The organism is Clostridium sp. Marseille-P2415, from assembly GCF_900155545.1.
Lineage (GTDB): Bacteria > Bacillota > Clostridia > Lachnospirales > Lachnospiraceae > Lacrimispora.
The window spans coordinates 1924637-1944517 of record NZ_LT732526.1; the positions used below are offsets into that span (position 1 = coordinate 1924637).

The window sequence follows — 19881 nt, forward strand, 5'->3', positions numbered from 1 at the left end:
TTCCTGCGGGGTTTCCGCCATTTTTCACTCTCCATGGAGAATGTCAAACAGCTCTTTATAATACGTTTGATAAATACTCCCCTTCCTCCATATGAACGTAAAATCATGGGTCAGTTGAAAATCTTCCAGTTCAATTTTTTTCAGAATACCATTATTTAATTCCTCTTTTACTGCGGCTTCATAAAGGAATGTGATCCCCTTCCCTTTTGCCACCATCTGTTTCATGGCACCGATGTTGCTGATCTCCATTAAATTCGGAAAATCATGAAGCAATAAATTTTTTCCCTCCAGGTAGCGCTCAAAGACATACCTGGTTCCAGAACCCGGTTCCCGGATAAAAAGCCTTTCCCAAAGGAGATCCTCCAATCTTCTGATCTCCCGCTGAAACTGATAGTCCGGCGCACAGACTGCAGCAAATGGCTCTGAAGCAAAAACCAGATAATCATATTCCTTCTTTTGAAAAAAGCCCTCCACCAGAGCAAATTCAATCTCCCCGTCATTGAGTTTTGCAAGAAGTTCTCTGGTATCCGCTACCACCATCTGAACCGCTGCCTTGGGATAAACATGAAGGAACCGCATCAGCGCCTCCGGCATCACGTACTCCCCTATGGTCATGGTGGCGCCAAATACCAGCCGCCTTCCCTTTCCTGACTGCTGCTCCATTATTTTCTTTAAATGCAGTTCATCATCCTTCATGGTTATGGCAGCGGATAAAAAGACTCTTCCCGCCTCTGTCAGGTTCAGCTTTTTTCCGCTGTATTCAAACAGCCTGACCCCATAACGGTCCTCTAAGTAACGGATATGATGGGATACTGCAGGCTGGGTGATATGAAGCTCGCTGGCTGCCTTTGTAAAATTCATATATCTGCATACCGCAAGAAATGTATCAACACGAAAATCCAGCATGGTTCCTATTCTCCTTTGTAATGATTGACCCACTAATAATAACATATTTTTATGATTTAAGAAATATATATCATGGAATCTGTTAAAAAATAAACAGGTCAGGAAACGGGCATTCCCTTTTCCTGACCTGTTTATTATGATTCTTCTTTTTTCAGATATACGGTTTTATTATTATTTTTATTCTCCCGAACCTCCAATTGCCCGATGCTGTGGACAAATTTTGAAAAGGTGGAGTATCCATAATCCTTTACCTTAAAACTTGTAAATTTCCGGTGCATGCCATTTCCCAATGCAGCCAGCTCCATACCATTCTTTCCGCTGCCCTTTACCAGCTTTACCGCATAATCATCCAGCTCCTGCTTTCTGGTACGGTTATCCTTCATCCGTACTGTTACCACATTATTGGACTTTTTAAGTTCAAAGCTGTCCATTTCCTCCAAAAACTTGGACAAAGAGCTGTAACCATAACTTCTCACGTCAAAATCCGAATATTTTTTAACAAGACGGTTTCCGATCTCTCCAAGACCGGTGGCCTTGTTCTTATCATCATTCTCTAAAATAATAGAAGTGATATCCTGTTCGATCACCTCTCTTCCGATGGCTTCTCCTCCGGCGCCTTCCTCATCCTGGTCAAGGAGAATCTCCAGATTTGTGAATACCGTACAGGCGGCACGGAAGGATTTGGGTGTCTTATCCTCCCCCATACCAATGACTTCTTTTCCGGATTCCCGAAGCCTGCTGGCCAGACGTGTGAAATCGCTGTCGCTGGACACGATGCAGAACCCATCCACATTATCCGTATAGAGTAAGTCCATCGCATCAATAATCAATGCGGAATCGGTCGCATTCTTTCCTACGGTATTGGAAAACTGCTGAATCGGAGTGATGGAATTTTCTAACAGCTCCATTTTCCATTTTCCCATCTGGGCACTGGTCCAGTCTCCGTAGATTCTTTTGTAAGTTATGACGCCATAACGGGTCATTTCATCCAGAATACACGTAATGTACTTTGCGGAAATATTATCCGAATCAATCAATACTGCAAATTTCTTATCACTCAATCCTCTGCTCTCCCGTCTTTTTTGTTTTCAAGTTTCTGTCATTACGATTGCCTGTCCTTCTATTATATTTCATTTTTCCATTTATTACAATATTATCACTGTGGTTAATCTGGGAGAATTTTAGCAACGTATTTTTATTTTTTTCAACCATACTAAGAAAGAAGGTTCTATCAATCAATGATTGAAAGGAGTGTTATTATGAATTCAACATCAAAAGGAAGCAATGCGGCTCCGGCTGAGGCTGCTGCACTTGCCATCGCAACCGTTCCTTTTCAGCCCTGGGAGCAGCCCTATGACGCGAAAACAGGCTTAAAACACGGAACAATCTTTCCAAGCCTTAATCTCCCTTTCTATGTAACAGGAGGTGAACAGTAATGGCAGACCGAAAAACTCTTTTAAAGCAAATTACGGAAATCAGCTTTACTGTTAATGATTTAACCTTGTATTTAGACACCCATCCTTTGGATGAAAATGCATTAACAGCTTTTAAGCAGGCCATGGAACAAAGGAAACAGTTTTTAAAAACCTATGCGGAAAACTTTGAACCTCTTACCATAGACTGTGTCTGCCCTGATACCAACAACAAAACAGAATTCCAAACAAAATATGCGGGACAGAAACATTTTACATGGTCTGACGGCCCGCTGCCATGGGAAGGAGGTAATTTATAATGTGGACTTATGAAAAAAGACTGCAGTTTCCTGTTAACATCAAAGAAACCTGTCCAAAAACAGCTTCTTTGATCATCAGCCAGTTCGGCGGACCAGATGGAGAGCTGGCAGCATCTATGCGGTATCTTTCCCAAAGATATACCATGCCATGCAAGGAAGTCGGAGGACTTTTAACAGATATTGGAACCGAAGAGCTTGGGCATTTGGAAATCGTTTGTTCCATCATTTACCAGCTTACGAAAAATCTGAGTCCGGAACAGGCCAAAACAGCCGGCTTTGACGCATATTATATTGACCACACCACCGCACTTTGGCCTGCTGCCGCAGCCGGTGTTCCGTTTAATGCCTGCGAATTCCAGTCTAAGGGAGATGCCATTACGGACTTGATCGAAGACCTTGCAGCAGAACAGAAGGCAAGAACCACCTATGAAAACCTGATCCGCATCATAACAGACCCCGATGTCAAAGAACCATTAAAGTTCCTTCGTGAAAGGGAAGTCGTCCATTTCCAGCGGTTTGGTGAAGCTCTTGAAAAAATCAAATCCAACTTAGATTCAAAGAACTACTATTATTATAACCCGGAATTTGACAAACAGTTTGTAAAAAATCCAATGTAACAGGAAAGGCTGGAACTTAAATATATTTAAAGCTCCAGCCTTTCTTCCTATATGATTCTATTTCTGCTGGTTATAGCTGTAGACCAGCAGCTCGTAAATCTCATCCGTAACCGGATCGTCTTTGTAATATCCATCGAGAAGAGACATGATCTTTGCGGCAAATTCCGATGGCACCGGCAGAGCTTTCACTGCAGCGCGCAAATCTTCTTTCATCCCACTTACCATTTCCCTTTTTTGCGGAATCGCAAGACCATAGATCTTACAGAGCATTCCAATCGCGGCACACGCCTCATTTGGTGAGGTAAGAGGAGCGCTCTCAAATTTCGTTTTTATTTCTACCGCCTGTTTATTAATGTAAAATACCATAAAAACCCCTTGTTTCCATCATTCCCTGGCATGATTTCATTCATAAAGGAACGTACGGATCCAACTTCCTTATATATTTTTAACCTGTGCAATATCGATCAGAGTCAGCTCTTTTGTCCTGTTTTCCATGCTGGTTACCAGGGCAGCCGCGGTATCCAATGAGGTCAATACGGTTACGCCGGTCTCAATGGCATTTCTCCGGATCACAAATCCATCCCTGCTTCTATCCGCTCCCTGGGGCGGTGTATCGATGATCAGATCGATTTCATGGCCGAGGATTAAGTCTAATAAGTTGGGAGACTCCTGCTCCAGCTTGCGCACCTGGAATGCCTTTATGCCATTTTCGTTTAACACCCTGGCCGTTCCGGAGGTAGAGAATATTTTATATCCCTGAGCTTTAAATCTTCTGGCGATATCAATGATCTCCTCTTTATCCGAATCCTTCACGGTTATGATCATATTCTTATGCTTTGGCAGCCGGATGCCCGCTCCGGCAAAGGCTTTATAAAGCGCCTCATTGAATGTCTCTGCAATGCCCAGACACTCCCCGGTGGATTTCATCTCCGGTCCGAGGCTTACGTCGGCGCCGCGGATTTTTTCAAAGGAGAATACAGGCATTTTCACAGCAATATAATCTGCTTCCGGCTGCAGTCCCGGCTGAAACCCTAATTCCTTAATGGAATGGCCGCAGATAACCCGGGTTGCCAAAGGCACGATGGGAATTCCGGTTACCTTGCTGATGTAAGGCACGGTACGGGAGGACCGGGGATTAACCTCAATGACATATACCTCATCGCCGTTTACAATAAACTGAATGTTGATCATTCCCTTGACATGAAGGGCCCTGGCCAGCCTTCCGGTATACTCTACCAGAATTTCCTTTATTTTTTCACTTAAGCTCTGGGCCGGATAAACGGAAATGCTGTCACCGGAGTGGACACCGGCTCTTTCAATATGCTCCATGATACCTGGAATCAGAATGTCTTCGCCGTCACAAACCGCATCGACCTCGATTTCCTTGCCGACAATGTATTTATCAACAAGAATCGGATGCTCCTGGGCGATCTGGTTGATGATCCCGATAAACTCATCAATATCCTGGTCGGAAATGGCGATCTGCATGCCCTGGCCGCCCAGTACGTAGGATGGCCTTACCAAAACCGGATATCCCAGCCGGTTCGCCGCCTCTTTGGCTTCTTCCGCCGTAAATACCGTCTGTCCGGCAGGTCTTGGGATCCGGCATTCCTCCAATATCTTATCAAACAGCTCCCGGTCCTCCGCTGCATCTACATCCTCAGCAGCCGTGCCCAAAATCGGCACTCCCATCTTCATGAGGGCTTCCGTCAGCTTGATGGCTGTCTGGCCGCCGAACTGTACCACCGCTCCATCCGGCTTTTCAATGTCTACAATGCTCTCCACATCCTCCGGGGTAAGAGGTTCGAAATACAGCTTATCCGCAATATCAAAATCCGTGCTCACCGTCTCCGGATTGTTGTTGACAATGATGGTCTCATAGCCTTCCCTGCCGAAGCTCCATGTGCTGTGAACCGAGCAGAAGTCAAACTCGATCCCCTGGCCGATGCGGATCGGACCGGAACCAAGAACCAGTACCTTCTTTCTTCCCGTAGTCTGTTCCGCTTCATTCTCACTTCCAAAGCAGGAGTAATAATAAGGAGTCTCAGCCGCAAACTCGGCAGCGCAGGTATCCACCATCTTAAATGCCGCCACAATGCCCTTCTCCTTCCTCATCTGACGGATTTCCTCCGTAGAGACCCCGGTCAGTCCGGAAATGACCGTATCAGGGAACTCCAGCCTCTTCGCTTCCGTTAACAGCTCTGCGGTAAGCGGCCCTTTCTTAAGGGCCTCTTCCATTTCCACAAGAATTGCCAGCTTATCGATAAACCATACATCAATTTTTGTGATATCATGAATGGTTTCATAGGAAAAGCCTCTTCTTAAAGCCTCTGCAATGACCCAGATCCTCCTGTCATCCACAAGATGCAGGGTTTCTGTCAGTTCCCCGTCCGTAAGCTTTGTAAAGTCATAGGACATCAGGCTGTCCACGTGCTGCTCCAGGGAACGGATCGCCTTCATTAGTCCGCCTTCAAAATTGGTGCAGATGCTCATGACCTCACCGGTGGCTTTCATCTGGGTACCCAGGGTTCTCTTTGCGCTTAAAAATTTATCAAAGGGAAGGCGCGGCATCTTAACCACACAGTAATCCAGCATGGGTTCAAAGCTGGCATAAGTTTTCTTCGTAACCGCGTTCCTTATTTCGTCCAGCGTGTAGCCCAATGCGATTTTGGCTGCAACCTTGGCGATGGGATAGCCGGTTGCTTTGGACGCCAGGGCAGAGGAACGGCTGACCCGGGGGTTCACTTCGATAACGCAGTATTCAAAGCTTTCCGGGTGAAGGGCATACTGTACGTTGCAGCCTCCGGTGATCCCCAGTTCGCTGATGATCTTAAGGGCTGATGTACGAAGCATCTGGTATTCCTTATCCCCTAAAGTCTGGGAAGGGGCCACAACGATGCTGTCCCCGGTATGAACGCCGACCGGATCGATGTTTTCCATATTACATACGGTGATGACGTTGCCTGCGCCGTCGCGCATTACCTCGTATTCGATCTCTTTCCAGCCTGCGATGCAGCGTTCCACCAGAACCTGTCCCACACGGGAGAGGCGAAGTCCATTTTCGAGAATTTCGCGGCACTGGCCTGGATTCTCAGCAATGCCGCCGCCGGAACCTCCCAGGGTATAGGCTGGACGGAGGACCACCGGATATCCGATTTCCTGAGCGGTTTTAAGACCGTCTTCCACATTTTCCACGATATCGGAGGGAGCGACCGGTTCGCCGATCTTTTCCATGGTCTCTTTGAACATTTCCCGGTCCTCCGCCTTTTTAATGGTAAGGGCTGTGGTTCCGATCAACCGTACGTTATATTTTTTTAAGAATCCTGCATCCTCCAGCTCCATTGCGAGATTCAATCCTGCCTGGCCTCCAAGGGTGGGAAGGACGCTGTCCGGCCTTTCTTTCAATATGAGCTGCTCCACCACTTCCAAGGTCAGAGGCTCGATGTAGACCTTATCCGCAATGTCTTTATCGGTCATGATGGTTGCCGGGTTGGAGTTTAAAAGAACGACCTGGATCCCTTCCTCCTTTAAGGAACGGCAGGCCTGTGTCCCGGCATAATCGAATTCTGCTGCCTGGCCTATGATGATCGGGCCTGAGCCAAGAACGAGCACTTTTTTAATATCATGATTCTTCGGCATTATTTTCCTTCCTCCATCATATTTAAAAACCGGTCAAATAAGTAGCTGGAATCCTGTGGTCCCGGACAGGCTTCCGGATGGTACTGTACCGTAAAGATATTTTTGTCCGTATATTTAAGCCCCTCATTGGTCCCGTCATTGACATTGATGAACGCTGGAACTGCCACAGCCGGGTCAATGGTATCCATGTCAACCACATAACCGTGATTTTGAGAGGATATATACACCCGCCCGGTTTCTAAATCCTTCACCGGATGATTGCCGCCCCGGTGCCCGTATTTTAATTTATGGGTATCCGCGCCGGTAGCAAGCGCCATGAGCTGATGTCCCAGACAGATGGCAAAGATCGGGACACGGGATTCATACAATTTTCTTACCTCTGCAATGATCCCGGTGCATTCCTTGGGGTCGCCGGGACCGTTGGACAGCATAATGCCATCCGGATCGGATGCGAGGATCTCTTCTGCTTTTGCGGAAGCCGGATAAACGGTTACCTGGCATCCTCTCTCATTTAAGGAACGTGCAATGTTCTTCTTGGCTCCCAGATCCAGCAGCGCGACCTTTTTTCCTTCACCTGGAAGGACATATGTTTCCCTGCAGGTCGCTGCGTTCACAACACCGGTCACCGAATATGCTTTCATGCGCGCAATGGCCTCGTCAGGATCATAACCTTCATTGGTTGTGATCATGCCGTTCATCGTACCTTTTTCTCTTAAGATTTTTGTTAGGGCTCTCGTATCGATACCACTGATACCTGGAATGTCGTTTTCCTTTAAGAAATGTTGTATGGTATCCTCGCTTCTAAAGTTGCTGGGGATTCTAGATAATTCTCTGACAATGTAGCCATCCGGCCATGGTTTTAATGATTCCATATCTTCATGACAAATACCGTAATTACCAATCAGCGGATAAGTCATCACAACCGCTTGTCCCGCGTAGGAGGGGTCGGTAAGGACTTCTAAATAACCCGTCATGGAAGTATTGAATACAATCTCGCTGATCACTTCCCGTGTTGAACCAATGCTTGTTCCCGTAAACACAGTACCGTCTTCCAGTATTAAAAAAGCTTTCATACGCAAAGTCCCAATCCTTTCTTAATGCTATGGTTTTTGAGCTCACTGATATCAGCCCAAATTGAATAGATTATACATTATCCTGCGACATTTTTCAACTGTTTTCTACGGATTTATTTGACTATATTTTATGCAGTTTTTTCGCATTTTTAAACATTTTGTACAATAACTATGAATAATTATGCAAAATGCACCTGGTATTTTTTTCAGTAGTATACTTTTGAAATGTTCCGAACAAACTATGATTGAGGTGATAAATATGATTGATAACAGGGAACTGCCCATTGGCTTTACCTTTGAGTTAGCGATGCACTCGGACATTTTAAGCCGCTTTGCCGGCCTGCCGGAAGAACAGCGAAATAAAATCGCAGACGGTGCCAGAAACATTGAAAGCCGGGATGAAATGCGAAACTACGTAGAGTCCATGTTTCAGGAAAACAAAACATCCTTTTATTAAAAAGTACCCTGCAGGCTAAATTTTTTATGTCCTGCGGGGGCTTTTGTAATCATTCCCCATCCCCCTTAATATATTATTAGTAATTATTGATATAAGGGGCGTTTTATGAAAAAATACATGTCTGCCATGCAGGAGACCACTGCTGCCGGCAATCTTCAGGTAAACGTAGTTTCTTTAGAAAACAATTTTCCCATCCGGGATGCTGAAGTTTCCATCTCATATACAGGAGATCCCGAAAGCACCATAGAACAGCTTACCACCGACACATCCGGCCAGACAGAAACGGTCAGCTTATCTGCTCCTCCAATCGACTTAAGCTTATCACCGGGCCTTATTCAGCCTTACTCGGAATATTCCCTTATGATCCGTGCCCAGGGCTTTGAGCCCGTAGCTGTTTCCGGTACGCAAATCCTCGCTGATACTCTTGCCCTCCAGCCCATACGCATGACTCCGGTCAGGGAAGAAGTATCTCCGGAAGTTCCCATTGTTATCCCTGACCATACCCTCTATGGAGAATATCCCCCCAAAATAGCGGAAGCCGAGATAAAACCCACTGCGGAAACCGGAGAAATCGTTCTAAGCCGTGTGGTCGTTCCGCAAACGGTTGTCGTCCACGACGGGGTTCCGACCGATCCGACAGCCACTAATTATTACATTCCTTACACCGACTATATTAAAAACGTAGCATCCAGTGAAATTTACGCAACCTGGCCCCGGGAAACCATCATTGCCAACGTTTTGGCGATCATGAGCTTTACCCTGAACCGGGTTTATACGGAATGGTACCGAAACCAGGGGTACAACTTTACCATCACCTCTTCCACGGCATTTGACCATAAATGGGTTTACGGACGGAATATTTATGAAAGTATTTCCCAGGTCGTGGATGAAATCTTTAACAGCTACTTATCACGCCCGGGTATCAGGCAGCCCATACTGACACAATATTGTGACGGCAACAGAGTACAGTGCCCGAACTGGATGACACAATGGGGAAGCAACACATTGGGAGAGCAGGGGTACTCTGCCATTGAAATACTCCGTCACTTCTATGGGAGCGATATGTATATCAACACCGCCCCGCAGGTCGCCGGCGTTCCCTCTTCCTTCCCCGGCTATAACTTAAACATAGGCGCCAGCGGAGAGAAAGTCCAGCAGGTTCAGGACCAGCTTGATACCATTGCCACCGTTTATACGGCCATCCCCCGTATCACCGCCGACGGTATCTACGGCCAGGCAACTGCCGATGCAGTCCGGCAGTTTCAGACCATCTTCGGACTTCCGGTGACCGGTATCATCGACTTTGCTACATGGTATAGAATATCCCATATTTATGTAGGTATTACCCGGATCGCAGAATATGCTTAAAAATCCGGAAAAACAAGAGACAGAGGGAGAGTTCCGGCCAATGGCTGCCACCCTCCCTCTGTCTCTTGTTTCCTGCAAGCCTCTGATTCACTTTACAAAACTGCCGCCTGGTATACCCTTCATCCTTCTCCTCCCAGCATATCAGCTAAAACATATCCCAGCAATGCCAGGGAAATTGCTCCCAACATCTGGTACAATCTGACACTTTCCCATGAAACATCCCACAATATAACAAAAGGAGAAGAAAATACCAGACCGATAATAACCCGGTACATCTGGCGTTCATAATGGGTGAGAAGGCGCTCGATTACTTTTGCAAACAGAAATACGCCGGCCAGAAGCCCGGCCAAATACGGAACCAGTACCATTCCGTTTATAAAAAGACCCGGAAAGTCAAGAGAAGAAATGGCCCGTATGCAGGCATTGTTTGTTTGCAGGATAGGCTCGTAGTATCCGAGCATCATCATGATCATGGACCCGCTGACTCCCGGAACTATCATGGTAGCCGCAGCGATGAGGCCGATCAGGAATAAGACAGGCACCCAGTACTGGCCGGAAGAAAGGTAGGCAGCGCCGGAAGCCATATTCATGCTTTCCTCATTATGGCCGGAGGCGATCGACATCTCAGCGGCAAAGGTAATTATAATTACGATTCCGCAGGTAAGACAGGCTGTCATTATCCCCTTTTTCCAGTCCCCCCTGTCTTTTGAAAATGACTTTTGAAAGAGGGATGGAAGCCCGCCGCCAATTAACCCCAGAAATGCCATTCTGGTCTGAAGCGGATATGTATGAAACAGATACTCAAAGGCCAGGGAAAGAAAGATAATGCCTGCTGCAGCTCCGATCCCGTAAGGAAGAAGAATCCGTATGCTTTTCACCGGTTCCCGAAAAAGCTGCGTTACCGCATGAATGATCTTATCGTATACCCCCATGGTAATAGCCAGCATTCCTCCGCTGATCCCCGGAAGTATGTTTGCCACGCCAATGATCATGCCTTTTAAAAGCTCCCCGAAATACTCCAAGCAATTCCTCCTGAATTCAATGATTACCACATCCTATGCCTTCTTAACCGCTTCTAATACATCTTTTACCCGCAGAAGCTTATAATCCGCCAGGCTTTGGTCGAACTGGTACCGTTCATCAATAACCGCTGCGATTTTCATACCTGCCCTGTGGGCTGCCGTGATCCCAACGGTGGAGTCTTCCACTGCCAGGCATTCCTTTGGAGAGAGCTTCAGCTTTTCCGCCGTATAGAAATAGATTTCCGGGTCCGGCTTGCTTCTCTTAAACTGCTCGCCGCTGACAACTGCTTCAAAATAATGCCTGATTCCATTTTCCTCTAAAACCCGTTCCACCAGTTTTAAATGGGTGGAGGAAGCCAGTGCCAGCCGGTATCCGTCCTTCTTTAACTGCTTAAGGGTTTCCGTTACCTCCGGTCGAAAAAGCTTTTGGTAGTCGATTTCACCGTAAATATCCCTCTGCCGGAACTCTTCCCTCAGTTCTTCCCAGGATTGTCCATTGTTTATCGCCTTTTGCAGCACTTCCCAGCTCTCTTTTTTTGTCGCTCCGACCATAGGAAACAGCTGTTCTATTTTCACAGCCGGGTTTTTCTTCCTGGCAAATTCCAGTTGGTATTGCAGATAAACACCTTCACTGTCAATAATGACTCCATCCATATCAAAAATAACTGCCTTTATCATCTTTTATCTCCTTTGTTCTTTTCTGATTAAGACATTACGATACGGAAATCCATTTTGTCAAGTATGAAATCAAGAAAGCCGCAAGGGCGTGGCTTTTCTTTCAAAGCCTGCGTCCCGGCGGCCCAAAAATTTCAAAATACAGCCGGCCTTTTTACCATAAACGTATTATACCCATACCGTCTGAGAGCCTGCTCCATACTCACCGCACTATCGATATTGCGGAATGCTCCAACCCGAACTTTATATAATCCATCTTCAAAAACAACAAATGCCGGGGATCCCTGGGATTTTAAAAGATTGACCTGATCCTCAGCCAGTGCGCGGACCCGGTATGCCCCTGTCTGCAGCTGGTAATATTCCGGCCGTGTCTCTTCCTGCTTCAGTAACGTATTTAGAATGCCCTCGGCAACGGCCTGGGCGATAGCCTGAAAATTCTGATCAAACAGGTAATTATCCGACTCATTATCAATAAAACCTGCCTCCACCAGAACCGTCGGAATCTTTGTCCGCCTGAGAACCACCAGACCTGGGCGTTCCATTGCGCCTAAATTGGTAAATCCGACCTTACTTAAACGTTCCCCTATGTTTTTCGCAAGCATTGCCGGATCACCTTTTTCTTCAAATAAAAGGGTTTCTATTCCGGAGCCGGTGCCAGGAACCGGCATTGCATTGCGGTGTATGGAAACGAGAAAATCTGCTTCCGCATCATTGGCCATCATTGCCTTTTCAAGCGGTGTATTGTACGTATCGTCAGTTCTGGTATACCTGACATCCACTCCGTTGTCTGCAAGGATTTTCCCTACAGCTAACGTAAGCCTTAAGTTATCATCCTTTTCCTGCCGTCCGTTATAGGTTGCACCAGGGTCCGTACCGCCGTGGCCGGCATCTATTACTACGATTTTTCTCTCAGCCAAAAGAAAAACTCCTTTCACATGCTTCTATTATATAACGTATGTAAAAGCAGCTCTCCCGGTACCACTTTTTCGTACCGGATTTATTCTTTTTCTCCCAATTCCGCCATTACATCCACACCTCTCGGCCCCACCGGGGTAGAAAATACGATCTGAGTGCTGGTCTTCCCATATTTCTGAAGCTGTCCGATAAAAATGTCCAGCTCCATGGTACTCTGGAAGGCCACTTTGATCAGCATGGAGTAATCTCCTGTGACACAGTTGCACTCAAGTACGTTGGGGATGGCTTCCATATAGGCATAAAACTGAATTTTGTCCACCGGAGAAACATCCAGATTCACAAAGGCAATGATGTGGTATCCCAGCTTCATCGGGTCCACAGAGGCATGATATCCGGTGATGATCTTCTCCCGCTCCAGCTTCTCGATCCTGGAGGAAACAGCAGGCGAAGACAGAAAGGTATTTTCTGCTATGTTCTTTAAGGATGCCCTGGCATTCTTTTGCAGTGTCTGCACTATTTTCTTATCAATATCGTCCATATTTTCCTCCTTAAACCGGAAGAAACACGCTGGTTTCTCCGGTTATCGCGACAGTGTCCGTTTGGTTCGCTGCCCGCGTAAGTAAAAAAAGCGCCAGCACCGCCAAGGTACTGAACGCTTTTGTTCTTACAATTTAAGCTGCAATCTTATGATTCTTCCATTAAAATAATCATAACCAATTCTCAAATACTTGTCAACGTTTATTTTCTTAAGGACGGCATTTTTTTCATCCGTTCTATCGCTTCAACTGTATTTTCATAAGTTCCGAATGCCGTCAAACGGAAGTATCCTTCCCCGCTCGGCCCAAATCCGCTTCCAGGAGTTCCCACCACACTGGCTTCCTCAAGGAGGCGGTCAAAGAATTCCCAGGAAGTCATTCCTTCCGGAACCTTTAACCAGATATATGGCGCGTTGACACCGCCGTAAACCTGGCAGCCTGCTTCCTTTAATCCGTCGTAGATGACTTTCGCATTTCTCATGTAATAAGCCACCTGTTCCTTTAACTGGGACTTTCCCTCCGGAGAATAAACAGCAGTGCCTGCCTTCTGTATAATATAAGGAGCTCCGTTAAATTTCGTTCCATGACGTCTTGCCCACAGGGCATGGAGCGCCACGCCGCCCCTTTTAAGGGTCTTAGGAATGACCGTAAAGCCTAAACGCACCCCGGTAAAGCCGGCGTTTTTGGAAAAGGAACGGAATTCGATGGCACAGTCTTTTGCTCCTTTGATTTCAAAGATGGAGTGGGGCACGTCATCCTGGGCAATATATGCCTCATAGGCGGCATCGTAAAGGATGACAGCACCATTTTCATTGGCATAGTCCACCCACACCTTTAGCTGCTCTCTAGTAAGTGTCGTACCGGTAGGGTTATTGGGAACACATAAATAAATCAGGTCCGGCGTCTCAGACGGAAGTTCCGGAACAAAATTGTTTAAAGCCGTACAGGGCATGTAAATGACATTGCTCCATTTTCCGGTTTTTTCATCGTATTCCCCTGTTCTTCCGGCCATAACATTGGAATCCACATAGACCGGATAAACCGGATCACAGACTGCGATCCTGCAATTCTCATCAAAAATCTCCTGAATATTACCGCAATCGCTCTTTGCCCCGTCAGAAACGAAAATCTCATCTGCAGAGATATCACATCCTCTGGAAATATAATCCTCGTCCGCAATGATCTCCCTTAAAAATCCATAGCCCAGGTCCGGCGCGTAGCCGTGAAAGGTCTCCGCATGCCCCATCTCATCCACCGCCCCGTGAAGGGCCTCGATGATCGCCGGCGCAATGGGCTGGGTGACATCGCCGATTCCGAGCCGGATCACCTTTTTATCGGGATTTGCTTCGATGTAGGCATTCACTTTTTTTGCGATCGTGGAAAAAAGATAGCTTCCCGGAAGCTTTAAATAATTTTCGTTGATTTTAACCATAGGTTCCTCCTGTTATTTTCCAAGATTTTTTATCTCAAATTCTCCCTCAAACACTTCTACTGCCGGTCCGGTCATGAACACATGGCCGCTTCCCTCCCGGTCCCAATGTATGACCAGATTGCCTCCCTTTAATTCCACTTCTACTGTATCTAATGTACGGCCGCTTAAGGAAGAGGCAACCGCGCTGGCAGTGGCTCCGGTCCCGCAGGCCCAGGTTTCTCCGCTGCCTCTCTCCCATACCCTCATGCGGATGTAATTCCGGTTCACCACCTCAATAAATTCGGAATTCGTCCGCTCCGGAAACCGCTCATGATTTTCAAAAGCAGGTCCCATGGATTCCAGATCCAGGCTGTCAATGTGATCCATATAGTAAATGGCATGGGGATTTCCCATGGAAATGCCGATGAATTCATATTCTCTCCCGTCAATGCAGATGGGCTCCGGCACCTGGCTGGTGATCTCCGGCACTCCCATGTCAACCGTGATCCGAACTGCCTTTCCATGCTCTTCAGCAACTTTCAGGTGTTTGATCCCGGCCTTTGTCTCAACATCAAACTCTGTTTTCTCCACCAAATGACGGTCGTAGACATATTTACCCACACAGCGGATCCCGTTTCCGCACATCTGGCTTTCCGATCCGTCGGCATTGAACATCCGCATGCAACAGTCCGCAATTTCGGATGGACAGATGAGGATCAGCCCGTCGGAGCCGATTCCAAAGTGGCGGTCACTGACCTTTTTCGAAAGCTCAGCCGGATCTTCCACGGTTTCTTCAAAACAATTGATATAGACATAATCATTCCCAATGCCCTGCATCTTTGTAAATTTCATAATTCTCCCCCATATCTATATATTGATCAGACTCATGATCATCTGGGCAGTTTCTACCATATTTGTCCCGCTGTCCATGCTGCATTTCTGGATATACCGGTGCGCTTCCGCCTCGGACATATGGTTTCTTTCCATTAAAAGCTCTTTTGCCTGTTTGATCAAATCCTGTTCTTCCCTGCTCCGTTCTTTTGGCTGGCTTTTTAATTTCTTCCGCCTTCGGGCCAGGGACTCCGTCATCATTTCCAGGGTGCTTACAAGATCCTGGACTTTTAAAGGAAGACCCAGGCATACCACATCCTCGGGTGCCCTGCCGCTCCACTGGCTTGGGGAAGCCACAAGGAGCATTTTCATTCCGCCCGGAAGGCATTCATAAATTTCCTGATACACCATATCCGCAAACCTGCATCCGCAGACCACGATTCCGCTGCCCAGTTCATCTGCGCTGTTGACCGCCTGGGCGCCGGAGGTGCAGACCGCTGCCACCGTAAAGCCATTTTTCATAAGAATATTTTTAATATTTTTCGCATCCTCCGCCTTGGAAAATGCCACTATCACATTGGTCAAACACTCTCACCTCCAGATAACCGTATCAGGGAACAGTAATTATCAATACTTATTTAAGTATTCTTCTACTTCCCAATCCGTCACCTGCGCCCGGAACATACGCCATTCGGCTTCTTTGGCTTCCAGGTATTTGGTGTAGATATGCCCGCCCAGTACTTCTTTCATAAATTCGTCTTTCCGGAAGGCCTCGATCGCCTCGCCCAGTGTCTCCGGCAGCTGCTCGATGCCCTTTTCCTGGATCACTTCCGGCGGCATGGCAAAAATGTTGCTGTCAACGCTTTCCGGATGGACCATTTCCTTTTCGATCCCGTCAAGCCCGGCTGCCAGACAGGCCGCCAGAGCCAGATACGGGTTAACGGCAGAGTCCGGGCAGCGAAGCTCGATCCGTGTACTTGACCCTCTGGAGGATGGGATCCGGATCAGGGGGCTTCTGTTGGCCTTGGCAGACCATGCAATGTAGACCGGAGCATCATATCCCGGCACCAGGCGCTTGTAGGAATTGACCAGGGGATTGGTGAGTATGGTCATCCCTTTCATATGATGAAGGATCCCAGCCATGAACTGGTAAGCGGCCTTGCTTAAGCCCAGCTCATCTGCCGTGTCCTCAAACATGTTTTTGCCGTTTTGATCCGACAGAGACATATTAATGTGCATTCCGGAACCGTTTACCCCTGCCTTTGGCTTCGGCATAAAGGTGGCGTGAAGGCCGTGCCGCTTGGCAATGGCTTTTACCGCCATTTTAAAGGTCATGATGTTATCCGCGGTCACCATGCCTTCTGCATATTGGAAATCGATCTCATGCTGTCCCGGTGACAGCTCATGATGGGAAGCTTCGATCATGAATCCCATTTCCTCTAAAGTCAGAACCATATCGCGGCGTACATTCTCTGCCTGGTCAATGGGAGCCACATCAAAATAGCTTGCCATCTCATGGGTATCCGTAGTGGGACGCCCCTCCTCATCCGTATGGAAAAGGAAAAATTCACATTCCGGGCCGGCATGAAACACGAATCCCATATCCCGGGCCTTCTTTAGTACTTTTTTTAACACGAATCTGGGGTCGCCCTCAAAAGGCGTCTTATCCGGACAGTATACATCGCACATCAGCCGGGCGACCTTTCCCTGCTGGGGACGCCATGGGAAAATCTCAAAGGTATCAAGATCCGGATAGAGATACATATCGGACTCTTCGATTCTTACAAAGCCTTCAATGGCAGAGCCGTCAAACATGCAGCGGTTCTCAAGCGCCTTGCCAAGCATGTTTTTTGTAATGGCAACATTTTTCAGCATACCGAAAATATCAGTAAACTGAAGCCGGATGAATTCCACATCCTCTTCCTCTACAATACGGAATATGTCTTCTTTGCTAAACTTGCTCATAATCCTGTCTTCCTTTCTCATTCCTATCGAAAGCAATTTCAAAAAAGGGGTATGCAAACACAGTCTCACAACAATGGACCATCTTCGCACCACCCCGTCATATGTGTAAAATATAACAGCTTGGAAAAAATTTGTCAATGTGTTTTATTTGCAGCTCTGATACTTTAAAGCCCGGATCGCATTGAGAATGGCAAGCACCGATACCCCTACATCACCAAATACGGCTGCCCACATGGTTGCCAATCCAACCGCTGATAAAAAAAGCACCAGGACTTTTACGCCTATGGCGAAAATGATGTTCTGCTTCACGATGCCAATGGTTTTTCTGGCTATTACAATGGCATCTACCAGCTTTGACGGTTCGTCTGTCATGATGACCACATCGGCTGCTTCCACCGCTGCGTCAGAACCAATTCCTCCCATGGCAATGCCCACATCGGCACGGGCAAGGACCGGAGCATCGTTAATACCGTCACCGACAAAAGCAAGCGTTGATCCTTCCTGCTTCCCTGCCAGCAGTTCTTCTACCTTTCCCACTTTATCGCCGGGCAGCAGCCCGCCGTGGACTTCATCAAGCCCCAGCTTTTGGCCGACTGCCCGGCCAACTTCCGGCTTATCGCCGGTCAGCATCACCAGCTTTTTAATCCCAGCCGCTTTTAATCCCTTTAATGCTGCCGGAACATCTTCCCGAACGGTATCAGAAATGGTAATGGAGCCCAGATAATCTGTCCCATCCGCCACATAAAGCGTTGTTCCGGCTGCAGGACCCTTTCCGGAAACCGCAATCCCCTGCTGTTCCATGAGTCTTGCATTGCCGATGAACAGCTCACGTTTTTTCTCATCCGCTTCCACCCAGGCCCGGATGCCGTATCCTGCGATTTCTTCCACCTGGCCAATGAGAGCCTCATTCACGGGTTTTCCGAAAGCTTCCTTTACGGACAAAGCAATGGGATGGTTAGAATGGAATTCTCCGTATGCCGCCAGCTTTAAAAGCTCCTCTTTCGTTCCTTTTAAAGGTTCCACGCCTGTGACCTTGAACTTGCCGGTGGTCAGGGTGCCGGTTTTATCAAAAACAACCGTTTCCAGAGAAGATACTGCTTCCAGATAATTGCTTCCCTTCATGAGGATCCCCTGCCTGGAAGCCGCCCCAAGCCCTCCAAAGAAGCTTAGCGGCACGGAAATCACCAATGCACAGGGGCAGGAAACGACCAGAAAACTGCAGGCACGGTAAATCCATATCCCCCATCCGCCCCCGGATAAAAGGGGCGGAATCACTGCCAGAAACACCGCCAGGATTACAACGACCGGCGTGTAAACTCTTGCGAATCTGGTAATGAAATTCTCTGCCTTTGCCTTTCTTGAACTTGCGTTTTCCACAAGCTCCAGAATCTTCGCCACAGTGGAATCATCAAACAGCTTTGTTACTTTAACCTCCAGGACGCCGTTTAAGTTGATGGAACCACTGATAACAGCATCGTTCTCCTTAACCTCCACCGGCATGGATTCTCCGGTCAGGGCTTTGGCATCAAGGCTTCCGGCCCCCTTTAGGACCACGCCGTCAAGCGGTACCTTTTCTCCCGGTTTGATTACGATCGTATCTCCTACTTTAACTTCATAAGGGTCTACTCTCTCTTCTTTCCCTTCCTGCAGTAAATTGGCATATTCCGGATTGATATCCATAAGATCCGTAATGGATTTTCTTGATTTGTTTACGGCATAATCGTTAAAGAGTTCACCGATCTGATAAAACAGCATAACCCCGACTGCCTCTTCCAAAGCTCCGCAGCCGATTGCGCCGAATGTTGCCAGCGACATCAGAAAATTCTCATCAAATAACTGTCCGTAGCGGATGTTCCGAACTGCTCTTATGGGGATATCATACCCTGCTGCCAGATAGGAAACCGCAAAGGGGATCCAGTACCAGGAGACCCTTCCTTCCACGAGCATTCCTGCTATAAAAAATACGGCGCTTGCCACAAGCCTGAATACCATCTTTTTCTGTTTCTTCGTCATAGCGGCTCCCCTGACCTTACCGAAGCACCTTGAATTCTGCTTCCGGCTCGATCTTGTATGCCACTTTCCGGGCAGCTTCTACGATTTCATCCATCTTGTTTTCCTGTATTTCCATGGTCAGCCTCTGGGTCATGAAGCTTAAGGATGCACTTCCTACGCCATCCAGTTTCTTTACCTCTTCTTCAATTTTGGCCGCACAGTTGGCACAGCATAAGCCTTCTAACTTGATAATCTTTTTCATCTTCTATTCTCTCCTTTTTTATTCGATTTATTACCGTTTCAATCACTCGTTGATATGCTCCATTCCCTGAGCCAGAATGGTCTCGATGTGGCCGTCCGCCAGTGAATAGAATACGGTTTTTCCCTCCCTGCGGAACTTCACCAGACGCATCTGCTTCAACACCCGAAGCTGATGGGAAATGGCTGACTGCCCCATCTGAAGCAGACTTGCGATATCACACACACACATCTCCGACTGGCTGAGCACATAAAGGATTTTTACTCTGGTAGCATCACCAAACACTTTGAAAAAATCCGCCAGGTCGAAAAGCTCCTGCTCCCGGGGCATGGCCTTCAGCACCTGATTCACAATGCTTTCATGGACACAGATAAAATCACATTGGTCGAATTCACAGTCCGGTATATTTTTTTTGCTGCCTGGATCCATTGTGCACCTCCTTAGTCTAATATTATTATATGAATATCTGTTCATATGTTTATA

At 47.3% G+C, this 19881-nt stretch carries 21 protein-coding genes; 5 read left to right on the forward strand and 16 right to left on the reverse strand.

All coding sequences use genetic code 11. From position 1 onward, the window contains the following. Positions 1-24: 24 nt before the first annotated feature. Both BQ9856_RS13790 and BQ9856_RS13795 read right to left on the reverse strand, forming a co-directional pair. Complete coding sequence (locus BQ9856_RS13790) at positions 25-906, reverse strand: LysR family transcriptional regulator (RefSeq protein ID WP_077611544.1); 882 nt, start codon at positions 904-906, stop codon at positions 25-27. Positions 907-1040: 134 nt separating this feature from the next. Continuing rightward, the gene (locus BQ9856_RS13795) at positions 1041-1967 is read right to left on the reverse strand and encodes an NYN domain-containing protein (protein ID WP_077611545.1); all 927 of its coding nucleotides are present in this window, start codon (positions 1965-1967) and stop codon (positions 1041-1043) included. Positions 1968-2165: 198 nt separating this feature from the next. Between BQ9856_RS13795 and BQ9856_RS13800 the strand changes: the two genes are divergently transcribed. From BQ9856_RS13800 to BQ9856_RS13810, 3 genes are read left to right on the forward strand one after another with little or no spacing between them, the layout of a single operon-like run. After that, complete coding sequence (locus BQ9856_RS13800; protein WP_077611546.1) at positions 2166-2342, forward strand: spore coat associated protein CotJA; 177 nt, start codon at positions 2166-2168, stop codon at positions 2340-2342. Continuing rightward, the gene (locus BQ9856_RS13805; RefSeq protein WP_077611547.1) at positions 2342-2638 is read left to right on the forward strand and encodes a spore coat protein CotJB; all 297 of its coding nucleotides are present in this window, start codon (positions 2342-2344) and stop codon (positions 2636-2638) included. The genes BQ9856_RS13800 and BQ9856_RS13805 overlap by 1 nt, the downstream gene beginning before the upstream one ends. After that, positions 2638-3255 carry a manganese catalase family protein gene (locus BQ9856_RS13810; RefSeq protein ID WP_077611548.1) on the forward strand — a complete coding sequence of 206 codons (618 nt, stop codon included), beginning with the start codon at positions 2638-2640 and terminating at the stop codon, positions 3253-3255. Before BQ9856_RS13805 ends, BQ9856_RS13810 begins: the two co-directional genes overlap by 1 nt. Before the next feature lie 57 nt (positions 3256-3312). On the opposite strand, the gene BQ9856_RS13815 is transcribed toward BQ9856_RS13810, so the two are convergent. The 3 genes from BQ9856_RS13815 to BQ9856_RS13825 all read right to left on the reverse strand — a co-directional run bounded on the left by BQ9856_RS13815 (position 3313) and on the right by BQ9856_RS13825 (position 7967). Further along, positions 3313-3621 carry a DUF3837 family protein gene (locus BQ9856_RS13815; protein ID WP_077611549.1) on the reverse strand — a complete coding sequence of 103 codons (309 nt, stop codon included), beginning with the start codon at positions 3619-3621 and terminating at the stop codon, positions 3313-3315. Between the two features lie 69 nt (positions 3622-3690). Then, on the reverse strand, positions 3691-6894 hold the full coding sequence (gene carB / locus BQ9856_RS13820) for a carbamoyl-phosphate synthase large subunit (RefSeq protein WP_077611550.1): 3204 nt from the start codon (positions 6892-6894) through the stop codon (positions 3691-3693). Then, positions 6894-7967: a carbamoyl phosphate synthase small subunit gene (locus BQ9856_RS13825; RefSeq protein ID WP_077611551.1), complete on the reverse strand. Its 1074-nt coding sequence runs from the start codon at positions 7965-7967 to the stop codon at positions 6894-6896. The genes carB and BQ9856_RS13825 overlap by 1 nt, the downstream gene beginning before the upstream one ends. 259 nt (positions 7968-8226) lie before the next feature. On the opposite strand from BQ9856_RS13825, the gene BQ9856_RS13830 reads away from it, so the two are divergent. Then, entirely contained in the window at positions 8227-8424 is a 198-nt protein-coding gene (locus BQ9856_RS13830; protein ID WP_077611552.1) for a hypothetical protein, read from the forward strand. A gap of 105 nt (positions 8425-8529) precedes the next feature. Further along, the gene (locus BQ9856_RS13835) at positions 8530-9792 is read left to right on the forward strand and encodes a peptidoglycan-binding protein (protein WP_442855531.1); all 1263 of its coding nucleotides are present in this window, start codon (positions 8530-8532) and stop codon (positions 9790-9792) included. Positions 9793-9911: 119 nt separating this feature from the next. On the opposite strand, the gene BQ9856_RS13840 is transcribed toward BQ9856_RS13835, so the two are convergent. From BQ9856_RS13840 to BQ9856_RS13890, 11 genes are all read right to left on the reverse strand, one after another. Beyond that, the gene (locus BQ9856_RS13840; protein ID WP_077611553.1) at positions 9912-10814 is read right to left on the reverse strand and encodes a DUF368 domain-containing protein; all 903 of its coding nucleotides are present in this window, start codon (positions 10812-10814) and stop codon (positions 9912-9914) included. A 33-nt stretch (positions 10815-10847) separates the two neighbouring features. Further along, a complete protein-coding gene (locus tag BQ9856_RS13845) occupies positions 10848-11492 on the reverse strand; it encodes an HAD family hydrolase (protein WP_077611554.1) in 645 nt (214 codons plus the stop codon). A 131-nt stretch (positions 11493-11623) separates the two neighbouring features. Continuing rightward, the gene (locus tag BQ9856_RS13850; RefSeq protein WP_077611555.1) at positions 11624-12406 is read right to left on the reverse strand and encodes an N-acetylmuramoyl-L-alanine amidase; all 783 of its coding nucleotides are present in this window, start codon (positions 12404-12406) and stop codon (positions 11624-11626) included. A gap of 80 nt (positions 12407-12486) precedes the next feature. After that, entirely contained in the window at positions 12487-12942 is a 456-nt protein-coding gene (locus BQ9856_RS13855) for an Lrp/AsnC family transcriptional regulator (RefSeq protein WP_077611556.1), read from the reverse strand. Positions 12943-13142: 200 nt separating this feature from the next. Continuing rightward, complete coding sequence (locus BQ9856_RS13860) at positions 13143-14372, reverse strand: LL-diaminopimelate aminotransferase (protein WP_077611557.1); 1230 nt, start codon at positions 14370-14372, stop codon at positions 13143-13145. A gap of 12 nt (positions 14373-14384) precedes the next feature. Then, positions 14385-15203: a diaminopimelate epimerase gene (gene dapF / locus BQ9856_RS13865; protein WP_077611558.1), complete on the reverse strand. Its 819-nt coding sequence runs from the start codon at positions 15201-15203 to the stop codon at positions 14385-14387. A 15-nt stretch (positions 15204-15218) separates the two neighbouring features. Then, positions 15219-15758, reverse strand: coding sequence for an ANTAR domain-containing response regulator (locus BQ9856_RS13870; RefSeq protein ID WP_442855590.1), 540 nt, complete (start codon positions 15756-15758; stop codon positions 15219-15221). Between the two features lie 51 nt (positions 15759-15809). After that, positions 15810-17147, reverse strand: a complete 1338-nt coding sequence (gene glnA / locus BQ9856_RS13875; protein ID WP_077611560.1) for a type I glutamate--ammonia ligase — start codon at positions 17145-17147, stop codon at positions 15810-15812. A gap of 144 nt (positions 17148-17291) precedes the next feature. After that, a complete protein-coding gene (locus tag BQ9856_RS13880) occupies positions 17292-19160 on the reverse strand; it encodes a heavy metal translocating P-type ATPase (RefSeq protein ID WP_077611561.1) in 1869 nt (622 codons plus the stop codon). Positions 19161-19176: 16 nt separating this feature from the next. Continuing rightward, positions 19177-19401, reverse strand: a complete 225-nt coding sequence (locus BQ9856_RS13885) for a cation transporter (protein ID WP_077611562.1) — start codon at positions 19399-19401, stop codon at positions 19177-19179. Between the two features lie 42 nt (positions 19402-19443). Next, positions 19444-19827, reverse strand: a complete 384-nt coding sequence (locus tag BQ9856_RS13890; RefSeq protein WP_077611563.1) for an ArsR/SmtB family transcription factor — start codon at positions 19825-19827, stop codon at positions 19444-19446. Positions 19828-19881: the final 54 nt, after the last annotated feature.